Origin of the sequence: Collinsella sp. LCP21S3_C7 (assembly GCF_052118485.1) — a bacterium.
GTDB lineage: Bacteria > Actinomycetota > Coriobacteriia > Coriobacteriales > Coriobacteriaceae > Collinsella.
In genome coordinates this window covers 69,790-81,752 of record NZ_JBQKHC010000003.1, presented here as the reverse complement: position 1 = coordinate 81,752, position 11,963 = coordinate 69,790, and the positions used below count along the sequence as shown (strand labels likewise).

General features: G+C 60.7%; 9 protein-coding genes. 6 read left to right on the top strand and 3 right to left on the bottom strand.

From position 1 onward, the window contains the following. The first annotated feature begins 56 nt into the window (after positions 1-56). The 6 genes from ACTQ1E_RS02510 (at position 57) to ACTQ1E_RS02485 (ending at position 7,673) form a co-directional block, all read left to right on the top strand. On the top strand, positions 57-1,391 hold the full coding sequence (locus tag ACTQ1E_RS02510; protein WP_441564574.1) for a prolyl oligopeptidase family serine peptidase: 1,335 nt from the start codon (positions 57-59) through the stop codon (positions 1,389-1,391). A 264-nt stretch (positions 1,392-1,655) separates the two neighbouring features. Beyond that, positions 1,656-3,167 carry a nucleoside hydrolase-like domain-containing protein gene (locus ACTQ1E_RS02505; RefSeq protein WP_441564572.1) on the top strand — a complete coding sequence of 504 codons (1,512 nt, stop codon included), beginning with the start codon at positions 1,656-1,658 and terminating at the stop codon, positions 3,165-3,167. Positions 3,168-3,375: 208 nt separating this feature from the next. Continuing rightward, a complete protein-coding gene (locus ACTQ1E_RS02500) occupies positions 3,376-4,113 on the top strand; it encodes a DUF4428 domain-containing protein (protein ID WP_154518194.1) in 738 nt (245 codons plus the stop codon). Positions 4,114-4,137: 24 nt separating this feature from the next. Then, positions 4,138-5,460 carry a hypothetical protein gene (locus ACTQ1E_RS02495; protein WP_441537087.1) on the top strand — a complete coding sequence of 441 codons (1,323 nt, stop codon included), beginning with the start codon at positions 4,138-4,140 and terminating at the stop codon, positions 5,458-5,460. 48 nt (positions 5,461-5,508) lie between these two features. Next, the gene (locus ACTQ1E_RS02490; protein ID WP_441564570.1) at positions 5,509-6,750 is read left to right on the top strand and encodes an SPFH domain-containing protein; all 1,242 of its coding nucleotides are present in this window, start codon (positions 5,509-5,511) and stop codon (positions 6,748-6,750) included. Positions 6,751-6,830: 80 nt separating this feature from the next. Further along, on the top strand, positions 6,831-7,673 hold the full coding sequence (locus ACTQ1E_RS02485) for a hypothetical protein (RefSeq protein ID WP_441564568.1): 843 nt from the start codon (positions 6,831-6,833) through the stop codon (positions 7,671-7,673). Positions 7,674-7,865: 192 nt separating this feature from the next. Here the strand turns inward: ACTQ1E_RS02485 and ACTQ1E_RS02480 are convergent, their stop codons facing one another. From ACTQ1E_RS02480 to ACTQ1E_RS02470, 3 genes are read right to left on the bottom strand one after another with little or no spacing between them, the layout of a single operon-like run. Continuing rightward, positions 7,866-8,489, bottom strand: coding sequence for a response regulator transcription factor (locus ACTQ1E_RS02480; RefSeq protein WP_418825693.1), 624 nt, complete (start codon positions 8,487-8,489; stop codon positions 7,866-7,868). Further along, on the bottom strand, positions 8,486-9,985 hold the full coding sequence (locus ACTQ1E_RS02475; RefSeq protein ID WP_441054723.1) for a sensor histidine kinase: 1,500 nt from the start codon (positions 9,983-9,985) through the stop codon (positions 8,486-8,488). Before ACTQ1E_RS02475 ends, ACTQ1E_RS02480 begins: the two co-directional genes overlap by 4 nt. Beyond that, entirely contained in the window at positions 9,982-11,865 is a 1,884-nt protein-coding gene (locus tag ACTQ1E_RS02470) for a histidine kinase N-terminal 7TM domain-containing protein (protein ID WP_441564566.1), read from the bottom strand. Before ACTQ1E_RS02470 ends, ACTQ1E_RS02475 begins: the two co-directional genes overlap by 4 nt. Positions 11,866-11,963: the final 98 nt, after the last annotated feature.

Below are 11,963 nucleotides of genomic sequence, written 5' to 3'. Positions count from 1 at the left end.
TGTTTAGATTGTATTGCCGCGATTGTTTAGCACGCGCGGCACAAGGGAGGCAGCTCATGGAACTCAAATCGTGCACCTACGCAACCGTCAGCACCTTGGGCGACTTTGGCCCCTGGATCAGCAAGGTCGTTCTCGACCTGCCCTGCACCGTGCGCGCCAACGATGTCGATGCGAACACTTTCCATATATATGTAGAGCGTCACGAGCGCACGGGCGAGGTCCTGATGCGCAAGGAGCACGGCGCCGACCATGCCACGCCCTCCGTGGGTTACATCGACGTTCTCGCCGCGTATCCGAGTGACGAGAACGGCCGCAAGCTCGCCGTGGGCACCCATGTGGCACTCGAGGTCGCCGAGCAGCGCCTGACCAAAAAGATCGAAGGCGGCGTCATGGGCTCGCGCATGCTCGATAACCAGCTGCACGTCACGCAGCTCGCGGCTCTTCCCGGCGACGACGGCGAACCCACCTGCGGCCTGGTCTTCGATACCTGTCGCGGCGACATCTGCCCCGCGCTCAAGGGCTGGAGCAATGCCGTGCAAAAGACCGCCGTCAATGGCATCGCGCTCGAGTACGGCTTCTTTGAGCCCAGCTTTAAAGCCGTGGACTCGGCCTGCTTCAATCCCTTCGCGCCCGAGGCCACGGTCGTGCCCCAAAAGGCCCCGCTCGTGGTGTACCTACACGGCGCTGGCGAAGGCAGGGGTGCCACGCAGGGCGAAGGCGCCACGCGCGCCTATATCGGCAACCGCGTGACAGCCATTAGCCAGGCGCAAATCCAGCGCTACTTTGGCGGCTTTGCCTGGGTGCTCGTGCCGCAGTCTCCCACGTTTTGGATGGATAACGGCGTCGAGCAGCTCGGCCGCTCCAACCAGAGCATCTACTCCCCCGTACTCAAGGCGCTCATCGACGAGTTTGTCGCCGAGCATGCCGAGCGCATCGACACCGACCGCATCGTGGTCGCCGGCCTTTCCAACGGCGGCTTTATGACCCTGCGCCTGTGCGCCGACTACCCCGATTTCTTCGCCGCCGGCCTTCCCTGCTGTGCCCCGTGGTACAACGCCACGGACGAGGACGTAGCCGCGCTCGCCAAGACGCCGCTGTGGTTTACGCACTCCAAGGGCGACGAGCTCGTGTCGCCGCAGCAGACCGTGCTGCCGCTCACGGCACGCCTGCGTGACGCCGGAGCCAACGTGCACCTTACCTACTTTAGCCATGTCGAGGACCTGACCGGTCGCTATCGCGAGGCCGATGGCTCGCCCAAGAAGACGTTCAACCACGGCGTGTGGATCCACCAATTCAACGACCTGTGTTATCAAGACTTCGACGGGGGCAGCGTGCTCATCGACGGCGAGCCGGTGGGCTGCTGGGAGTGGTCGGCCAGAGTTTCGAGGTAGCCATCCCATCGGGGTCCCTGACCTTTAGTTTTGTAAACGTCCTCGCGCATGAGCCCCGCTTTTCCTGCTCCTTCGGAGCATCGGATAAGCGGGGCCCGCGCTGCGGAATGTTTACAAAACTAAAGGTCAGGGCCCCTAAGTTAACGTCGTTCGAAACGCTGGCCGGCCGCTTCCGGCAGCACGCCGGGTCGGCGGCGATGGGGACGGGGTCCCGTCTTGCCTTGCGCGTAACTGGCTGAATTGATTTTGATTGGAGCTGTTCCTATGTCCCAAGAGTTAACTCGGGTGATTGTTACTACCGATATGGAAGTCGACGATATGAACTCGCTCGTTCATTTGGCTCTGTATCTTAATGTGCTTGATGTTCAGGCTGTGGTGTATACGGCTTCGCAGTATCACTTTCTTGGGGATGGGGTTCATACGCTGGGCGAGGTGAATTCGCATTGGCGGACCAAAGGGCGTCGCTCTTATGAGTGGGATGTTGTGCCTCATGAACCCGATCCGCTGGCCGGCGAGCTTCGTGAGTATCGTCCGTTTCCCGAGCATTGGATTGAGAGTCTCTGGAGTAATGAATACGCCCAGGCTTGGCCGCAGTTGCAGGCGAATGCGGGCGCTGCCGGTGAGCCGCCGTTTCCCACGCCCGCCCAGATAATCGAGCGCACCTTTGTGGGAAATGTTGCCTTTGAGGGTGATGTGACTGAGGAAACTGAGGGATCTCGTGTAATTGCGCAGGCAATCTTGGATGATGATCCGCGTACGTTATGGCTGCTCAGCTGGGGTGGCATGAACACCATCGTTCGCGCCCTCATGAGTATTGCCGAGCGTTATCGCGCCACGCCCGAATGGCCTGCCGTGCAGCAGCGGGTCTATCAGAAGGTGCGCGTGATGGGCGTTGCCGATGGCGTGGGGCAGGACAACTCATGGCTCGACCATGGACGCGAGCTCTTTCCCGAGCTCATCTTTTGGTGTGTGCCCTATATGTATGGCGGCTATGTCGATGCCAAGATGGCTCAACCCGATACGTTGCCGCTGTTTAAGGCACCTTGGCCTGAGCAGAATCTCACGCAGGGTAACGGCCCCCTCATGGCACGCTACATGCTCTATGGCGACGGCAAGGTCTACGAAAATGAGCCCGAGCGCTTTCAGTTTGGCAAGCATGCCCGTCTGGATTGGGGTCTAGAAGGCATGCCCGCGATGCAGTTTGAGCGCGGCGACTTTATGGCCGAAGGCGACAGCATGACCTATATTCCGCTGCTGCCGTTTGGCCTGCGCGGTATCGACGACCGCGGCTTCGACACACTGCTCGGCCGCATGTTTCTTGATGGACATCCCGATACGGACGCACCCGCCGGTTTTGCCGCCATCGGCACGCCCGTAGACGGCAACCCCAATCCCTACCTGCGCGCCTATCAGGAAGACTTTGCCGCCCGCGCGCAATGGTGCGCCCATGATCCGGCAGCTTGTTCGCATCCGACACATGTTGTCGAGGTCACGGCCGACCGCAGCGCTACAGCCGGCGAGCGCGTCACCCTTGCAGCGACCGTCGTCGACCCCGACGGCAAGGGCTTTGATGCACATTGGGATGTCGCCGTGGACCCGTCGAGCTATGCAGGCACGCAGGATCTTTCGCTGTGGCAGGAATGCACGGTGAGCACCGCTTTTATCGTGCCCGCCGACGCGCAGCCCGGCGACCGCTTCGTGCTCACCCTTACCGTGCAGACGCGCGCCGAGCGCCCCTGCAGCCGCTACGCCCAGGTTGCCGTGACCGTGGCATAGCAGGGACGGCGCCCATATTCGTCAGCCGCCACATTCGGCATGGACTGTCCCCAGCTGCCACTCATTTAAGTACGTCCCCAATGAGTGGCCGAAAATGGGCCATGTGTCCCAGTTGTGGAGACTCGTTGAGCCGTCTGGGTATCGTGAAAGATCGAGCGCTCACCCATCATCAAAAGTGACACACGCTACCTGTTGATGGGAGGCAGCCATGGGCTTCTTTGACAAGATGTTCGAGAAGAAAGAGTGCGCGATTTGCGGTACCGAACTGGGGATTTTGGGAAAGACCAAGATCAACGAAGGCTACCTGTGCAAAGAGTGCGCAGGCAAGCTGTCCCCCTTCTTTAGTGGTTGGCGCTCCAGCACCGCGGACGATATCCGCGAGCAACTCGCCTACCGCGAGGCCAACGCCGAGCGCCTGGCCTCGTTCAACCCAACGCGCACGCTCTCTGCCGGGCGCACCAACATCATGCTCGACGAAGACGCGGGTCTGCTGATCATCACTTCGCAGAGCCGCTGGCGCGACGCCAATCCCGACATCATCGAGTTCTCACAGGTACTCGGCTGCGATATGGATATCGACGAGCATCGCACCGAGATCTATCGCGAGACCAAGGACGGCGAGCGCGAGAGCTACAACCCGCCGCGCTACGACCTGGATTACGACTTTAACCTGACCATTCACGTCAACACGCCGTACTTTACCGAGATCAACCTGCGCGTGAACGACTCCACCATCGATCAGCGTGGCTCCATCGAATATCGCGAGGCCAAGCGCCAGGCAACCGAAGTCCGCGATGCGCTGGTACAGCTGCGTCAGGAGACACGCGACAGCGTCGTGGCCGCCAAGGCCCCCAAGACCGCGGTCACCTGCCCCTTCTGCGGTGCAACCACAATTCCCGATGCCAGCGGACGCTGCGAATACTGCGGCGGCGCCATCGGCGCATAGCCTCCGGCACGGAAAGGACCGATCATGGCCTTCGAGAGTGTCAACTATCAGTGCCCCGCGTGTGGCGGCCCCCTTCACTTTGCCAGTGCCGAACAAAAGCTTGTCTGCGACTACTGCGATTCGCGTTTTGAAGTCGAAGAAGTCGAGGCCCTCTATCGCGAGCGCCAGGACAAGGCAGATGCCAAAGCCGATGCCGCAGCCGCGGCCCCCAAACCTGCTGTCGACGATGCCGTGCAGGATCTGGCCCAAAACGCCGGCTACATCTGCTCGTCGTGCGGCGCCGAGCTGGTCTCGGACGGCACCGTCGCCGTTACCACCTGCCCATACTGCGGCAACTCCGCCGTGGCGCCCGGCCAGCTCTCGGGCGACTTCTCACCCGACCTGGTGATTCCGTTTAAGCTCGGGCGCGATGATGTCATGGCAGCACTCAAAGAGCACTACAAGGGCAAAATCCTGCTGCCCAAGAGCTTTGTCACCGGCAACCACATCGACGAGGTCCAAGGCGTTTACGTGCCGTTTTGGCTCTACGGCGCCCGCGTGGATGGCGAAGTGCACTTTGATGCGACCAACGAGACCGTGACCGAGGAATCCGACCGCACCGTCACGACCACCGACCACTACGACGCCTACCGTAAGGGCAAAATCTCGTTTGAGCGCGTGCCCGTCGACGGATCGTCCAAGATGCCCGACGGCCATATGGATGCCATCGAGCCGTTTGACTACGACGCGCTGCGCCCGTTCTCGGTCGCGTATATGCCCGGCTACATCGCCAACCGCTACGATGAGGATTGCGAGACCTGCAAGGCGCGCGCCGAGCGTCGTATGGAAGAAAGTACGATTTCGGCCCTGCGCGAGACCGTCGTCGACGAATATGACGATGCCACGGTCGAAAGCAAGCAGCTCGACTACACCTGGGAAGACAGCAACTACGCTCTGTTCCCCGTGTGGATGCTTTCCACCTCGTGGAACGGCAAGAGCTACCTGTTTGCCATGAACGGCCAAACCGGCCGCATGGTCGGCGAGCTGCCCTGCTCCAAGCCCAAGCTCGCCATCGCCTCGGTGCTGTTCTTTGTAATCGGGTTTGTCCTCTCCCAGATTCTCTTTATGGGCGAGAACGCCTTCGATCCGGACTACCTCACCTTTGATATCGAGGGCATCCTCATCAACATCGTCGCACCGCTGATTATCGTAATCATCGGAGACGTGCTGCTGGTAGGCCAGCTCAAGACGGCCAACGAGGCCACCCACGCCGATTGCTACTGCGGCGAGCTCGACTTGACCGAGAAGCACGACACCTTCAGCCACACCGAGACCACCGTTGTCATGAAGGACAACAAGGACGATTAGCCATTCTGACCAATACCACCCGGCCTTTGACGAGAAAGGAAGATCACCATGGGACTCTTGAAAGCTGGATTGGGAGCTGCCGGCGGCGTCATGGCCGACCAGTGGAAGGAATATATCTATTGCGAATCGATGCCCGCTGACGTCTTGGCCTGCAAGGGCAGCAAGCGCACCGGCGGCCGCAGCTCCAACACGCGCGGCGAGGACAACGTCATCTCCAACGGCTCCGTCATCGCCGTCAACGACGGCCAGGGCATGCTCGTGGTGCAAAACGGCAAGATCATCGAGGTCGCGCTGGAGCCCGGCGAGTTTGTCTTTGACACCGGCAGCGAGCCGAGCGTCTTTAGCGGCAACCTGGGCGACTCCATCAAGGAGACGTTCGCCAATATCGGCAGCCGTTTTGCCTTTGGCGGCGACGCGGGCAAGGACCAGCGTGTCTACTTCATCAACACCAAGGAGATCATCGGCAACAAGTACGGCACCGCCTCGCCTGTGCCCTTCCGCGTGGTCGATAACAACATTGGCCTGGATGTCGACATCTCCGTTCGCTGCAACGGCGAGTATTCGTACCGCATCACCAACCCGCTGCTGTTCTACACCAACGTGTGCGGCAACGTGACCGATAGCTACACGCGCGATAAGATCGACAGCCAGCTTAAGTCCGAGCTGCTCACCGCTCTGCAACCCGCCTTTGCCAAGATCTCGGAGATGGGCATCCGCTACAGCGCTATCCCCGGCCACACCACCGAGCTCGCCCGCGCGCTCAACGAGGTTCTCTCCGCCGACTGGCGCGACCTGCGCGGCGTCGAGATCGTGAGCTTTGGCGTCAACTCCATCGCCGCCTCGCAAGAAGACGAGCAAATGATCAAGGACCTGCAGAAGGCCGCAGTCATGCGCGATCCCACCATGGCAGCCGCCAACATCGCCAGCGCCCAGAGCGATGCGATGCGCGCGGCAGCCGCCAACCCCAACGGCGCGATGGCCGGCTTTATGGGCATGGGTATGGCGGGCGGCATGGGCGGCATGAACGCCAGCCAGCTGTTCGCCGCCGGCCAGGCACAGCAGCAGGCCGCCCCACAGCCGGCTCCGGCACCCGCCCCCGCACCAGCTCCTGCCGCTGCCCCCGCGGCCGGCACGTGGACCTGCAGTTGCGGTGCCACCAACACCGGCAAGTTCTGCCCCGAGTGTGGCAGTCCCGCACCCGCCCCGGCACCGACCAAGTGGTTCTGCCCCAACTGCGGCAGCGAAAACGGCGGCAAGTTCTGCAGCAACTGCGGAACGCCTAGGCCCTAACCCCTCTATCTGGTAATTGGCGGGGGGTCCGCCACCCCCGCATTTGCTTCTATGGGTTTCGTTCGATAAAGGAGGACACCATGAAGACAACGTTCAAAAAGTCCGTACTCGCATTTCTGACATGCGTCCTGGCGCTCGCCTTTGCCCTGACGGGCTGCAGCGGCGGCGGCAAGGACCCCAAGGCCAACTTCGTCGGCAGCTGGGAACTCTCGGGTGGAACCCTGGAGGGCGAAGAGCTCACCGATGAGTACATGGATATGCTCAAGGAGTGGGGCCTCAACTGTATCCTGATCCTCGACGAAGACGGCACGGGCGTCCTCGACATGTTCCTTGAGGTCGCCGACCTGAAATGGGAGGCCAAGGACGCCACCACTGCAACCATCACCGCCGACGGCGATTCGCAGGACATGAAACTCAAGGACGGCAAGCTCGTCCTCGAGGTGGAAGGCGACAAGCTTATCTTTACGAAGTCCGACAAGGATCTTTCCGGTACGCTAAAAAAGGATCGCGAGGCGGCCGAGAAGGAAGAGGAGATCGATGAGGCCGTCGAAGACGACGATGTCCAGAGCGTCGAAATCTCCCCCGCCGTCACCGTCGCCGATGACGATCTGTGCACCATCACCATCACCGAGAAGTTCAAGGACGAATGGGGCGACATCGGCTTTGTCGTCAACATCACCAACAAGAGCGACAAGGACCTGACCTTCTACGCTCCCTCCGGCAAGACCAACGTCAACGGCACCATGAAGGAACCCTGGTTCTCGGCTAACCTGATGCCCGGCACCAATACCACCGAGGAATTCACGTTCTCGAGCGGCGAGCTTGACAGCCTTGACGACCTGGTCAACACGACCATCGGCATCGACGCCTACCTGACCGATTCCTACGAGGACGTCGCCTCCTACACCGCAACCATCGCGTAGCGGCACGTAACATCAGCCGCGGATTGGCGGACGCATCCGCGCACTTGCCAGGCGGGGCCGCAGGAGTTGATCCTGCGGCCCCGTCGTTTTTATGCCGACAGCACAGCCGCACAAGCAGGCCGCCCGTCGTTTTCTGATACAAAACGGCGGGCGGCCTATCTTTACGGCGCCGGAACACGGCGAGCGCGTCGATTACGGGCGCTCCATGTTGGGAACGATGCTGCCCTCCGTTACCGCGCGCACGGCCAGGCGCATGATGTTGTCGTAGCCGGTCTTGCTTAGGATCTCCGAGATGCGACGCTTGATGGTACCCTCACTCATAAACAGCTCGGCCGCGATCTCGCGGCGGCTTTTGCCCTCGCAGGCAAGGCGCAAAATCGACAGCTCGACATCGTCGAGTGCCGCCGTGCCCGAAAAAATGCTTTCGGGCGGCTTGGGAAACGTGCAGTAGCCAGCCAGCGTGGAGCGCATCACGGCGAACAGCTCGTCGATACCAACGTTCTTGTACACAAAGCTATCGACGCCCGCCTCGCGAGCCTGATCGACAAAGGTGATCTCGGGCATGCCTGTCATGATGATGACGCGGCACTCGGGCAGCTGCTCCTTGATGCGCGCCGCCGCCACGATGCCGTTTGAATCGTGTTCGGTGCACACGTCCATCAATATCATGTCCGGGCGCTCCTTGAGCGCGACACCCAAGGCCTCGGAGGCATCGGCGATCGCGGCGACGACGGTCATATCGGGCTGGTCGCCAACGGAGCGCGCCAGGCTTTCGCGCAGAATGGCCTGATCTTCGACAATTAACACGCGGATCATGAACTTCTCCTTTGGACCGTGGCGTTGGGGCTCAGCGGGATGGACACCGCAAGCGTAAAGGGCTGGGCGGCGTGGACTTCCAGGCCGCCGCCCAAATCTTGCGCGACATGCCTCATACCTGGGATACCCGTTCCCTCGCGATACGATACGGGGGCCGGGGACCCGTCGTTAGAAATCGTCATGCGCGCGACGGCGCTAGCATTCGTCCCCTCCTGCCACAGGCGCACGTGGACCTGATGCGCCTGCGCATGCCTGGTAGCATTGGTCGAGGCCTCGCGGATAATCTGCAAAAATGCGGCGGCGACACGCGCGTCCTCAGGCAGCGCACCCTCAACATCGATCTGCACACTCACCAAGCCAAAGGCATGGACGATATCGCTCAGCTGCTCTGCAGGCTCGCTGGCACCGCCACTGCGCAAATCGGCGGCGATTGAGCGCAGCAACGGGTCAATCTGCTCGAGCGACTCATCATCCAGACGTCCCTCCTCCAAATAGCGATGAAGAATGGACAGGCGCTGGCCGATCACATCGTGAACGCGGGCACGCATACGTAGGTAGGCCGCATTGTCGGCAACCTTTTTGGCTTCTTCGATCTGGGCCTGGAGCTCTTGGCCAGCACGCTCAAGCAGGTGGTTGGCTTGCGCCAGACGGTCGTAGGCGTGTGCGTATTCCGTCACGTCCAGGCCGACGACGCGCTCGAACGGACGGCTCGAGACCGTAACGGAGTCACGCACGAACAGACGAATCTCGGAAGGAGAGATCTCGACCACGGCGCGATCCCTACCAAAGCGATCAAGGTCGATATGGGCGCGATTGGCGCTGCTTTCGGGCATTTGCATGCTCAGTTTGCGCAGGTCGTTCCATGTGCTGCTCATGTCGCCCAGGTCAGTGGGCATATGGAGCTCTACGAGGTTTTTGCGCATGCAGCGGTTCATGAGCAGCGGACGGCCCCTCGGGTCTAGATACAGGATGCCCACGGGAATCACGTTGATGGTCTCGATCGTCGAGAACATGGTGATATCCTCTTGGCGGTTACGGACGTCCATCAAGAGCGCCGCGATGGAACGGAACAGGAAGAACGCTCCCTCTGCGATAAGGACAACGGTCCACGCCGAGCCCATGGCAAAAACCACCGGTGGTGTAACGGCGACAACAAGCAGCAGCTCGACCAGCATGACGGGACGACGATAGTGCACCATAAGTACCACGCCATAGGCAAAGATTGCGGCATTGAGCCACAACGCTCCGCCCATTGCCCTGGCGCAAACGTCAAGCGGCGCCACCAGATACGAGCCAGACGACGTGAACAAGATGAGCGCCGAAATCATCAGGTGAAGCACAAGACTCGCCTCGTAGGCGCAAATCACCTTACGGTTATAGGACGAGCGGCGCGATGCGATGAGCGGGACGTGGATCGTCTGCAGACACGCAGCCAGGGCAAAGACAACATCGAGCGCAACGATTTGGGGAAGTATGAGCGAAATCTGCATCGTCACTCACCCGCCCTCGGCATCAAGACGATCATGCGCAGCTGACCGGACTCGCCCTCAAGGCGGTATGCCACGTTGCGCCCTTGCAAAGCGCTTTCGAGCTCTTGCGCAGCGGGCGTCTGCGAAAGATCTTCATCATCGTTGGAAAAAAGTGTGGCGCGCAGCTCGACGCTGCATCGGTCATGGTCGCCCAAGTGATACATAAGTGCCGGATGATCGGTGGTGTAGGCAAAAAACGCAAAGTCATACACGCAGTCGTACAGCGCGCTTACCGTACTGGCGTGCATCGGGCGCCGTATGGCAATAATCGAGGCGCAATCGACATCGATCGTGCGCAGGTCGCTTGCGAGCTCGTTGGCAATGAGCTGAATGCGGTCGCGGTCAAAACCGCTCTCCCCGTGCTGTGCCAACGTGAGCGACCCCTTCCGTTTGCAATAGGCAACGAGCATCTTGGCGCGCTGCAGCATGCGGTAACGCTCGCGCGAAGATTCCTCGTCAGTCAACGGCGGCAGCGAGCTCAACAAGTCGTACATCTCTTCGAGCGCGCGGGCAAGCGCCTGGTCCACGTCTTGGACTAGCAAGGTCTCGGCCTCTTGATCTGCCAAATGTGTCTTAAGGTCGTAGTCGGCGGCAAGCAGCTCGTTTTGGCGTTGCAGCTCCATGCGACGATGTGCCAGTTCGCGATTGAGCTCGTTGAGCTCCGATACATCTTGGGCCAGCAGGGCCGATCCCCCCAGCAGCGGAAAAGCACGATACATCACATCGGGATCGGACGCCACGGTAAAGGCATGGGCGCGGCCGTGCTCCTGGGTCCGCAGCTCCTCGCGCACGCCTACCGGCATTGGCTTTGACACCGGCGTGGCATAGACCTCCTGCAGGTCGCGCGTTAGAACTTTGAGGTCAAGCGGCAAGGTGTCGAAGATGCCGGCGATATCGTGGTACGACGGAATGACACCGCAATCGAGACAGATTTCCATCGCCACCACGCACAGGATGCAATAGACGAGCGAAAAGTTGAGCCTCCATGCCCAGGGCACGCGCAGAGCATATGAGATGCCAAAGAATGCGCCGCCCAGCAGCACGAGCGCCGCCGTGCCCGAGAAACGTTGGATGCGAAAGGACGAGGACCGACCAACCAGGATAAAAAAGGCCACGAAGTTAAAGGCCGTCCACACGAGGAAGGCGAAATAACCCCGGCCGTACGTGTAATCGTTGCTCCAGGTGTCGCTTGTACGGTCAAAGCGGAAGACCTGCTGGTGAAAATCGTTGGTGAGCACAAATCCGATAAGCAGGATGGCCACAATCCACAGCGCAGCACGGTAGCGGCGACCCAGGCGGCGTTGCTCCAGGCCCGCAAGGCGCAGGCCGCAGAGCTGGTAGAGCAGCGGAATGAGCGTCATGGGCACGTAGTACAGGTACCACAGCAAGGTGGCATAGAACGGCGTGTACGACTTGTACTTGAGAATGACCTCGATCATCCACAGGGCACAGATGGTGGCGATGGCAACAAGGCGGCGGCGCAGCACATAGTCCAAACAACGCAGATAGACCAACACGCCCCAAATCGAAAATACAATTGCGGCGACAAGCAGCGGGAGAGGGCTCGAATGGGTGAGCGCATCCACGACCTCTTCGGACACCTCGCTATAGGCGGGCACGGCGTTAGAAAGTTTGGGGTCGAAGGCGAACAGCACCGGCAAGATCGCCAAAAGCATGAGGAACAGCGCGGTGATGGCGCCGGCGATAGCAAAGACGCGGTGACGGTACACCTGATGCGTTATGCCAACAAGGAATCGCGGCATGGCGAAGAGCCTGCCGCCCCTGGGATCCGCAACCGGAGCGGTCCGGGCGGCCGCGTGGCCGATATGTCGCTCGCGGGTACTCATAGTCCCTTTAGTGTACCGACAGGCGGGTCCAAAAAGCGGGCCGCATGTCCCAAAATCCGCAGACGGCAAGACGCCCGGCGAGCAATAACTACTCGCCG

Excerpts from the sequence above, each read along its gene's own strand:
- ACTQ1E_RS02510 (WP_441564574.1), top strand. The coding sequence starts at position 57 with ATGGAACTCAAATCGTGCACCTACGCAACCGTCAGCACCTTGGGCGAC.
- ACTQ1E_RS02505 (WP_441564572.1), top strand. The coding sequence starts at position 1,656 with ATGTCCCAAGAGTTAACTCGGGTGATTGTTACTACCGATATGGAAGTC.
- ACTQ1E_RS02500 (WP_154518194.1), top strand. The coding sequence starts at position 3,376 with ATGGGCTTCTTTGACAAGATGTTCGAGAAGAAAGAGTGCGCGATTTGC.
- ACTQ1E_RS02495 (WP_441537087.1), top strand. The coding sequence starts at position 4,138 with ATGGCCTTCGAGAGTGTCAACTATCAGTGCCCCGCGTGTGGCGGCCCC.
- ACTQ1E_RS02490 (WP_441564570.1), top strand. The coding sequence starts at position 5,509 with ATGGGACTCTTGAAAGCTGGATTGGGAGCTGCCGGCGGCGTCATGGCC.
- ACTQ1E_RS02485 (WP_441564568.1), top strand. The coding sequence starts at position 6,831 with ATGAAGACAACGTTCAAAAAGTCCGTACTCGCATTTCTGACATGCGTC.
- ACTQ1E_RS02480 (WP_418825693.1), bottom strand. The coding sequence starts at position 8,489 with ATGATCCGCGTGTTAATTGTCGAAGATCAGGCCATTCTGCGCGAAAGC.
- ACTQ1E_RS02470 (WP_441564566.1), bottom strand. The coding sequence starts at position 11,865 with ATGAGTACCCGCGAGCGACATATCGGCCACGCGGCCGCCCGGACCGCT.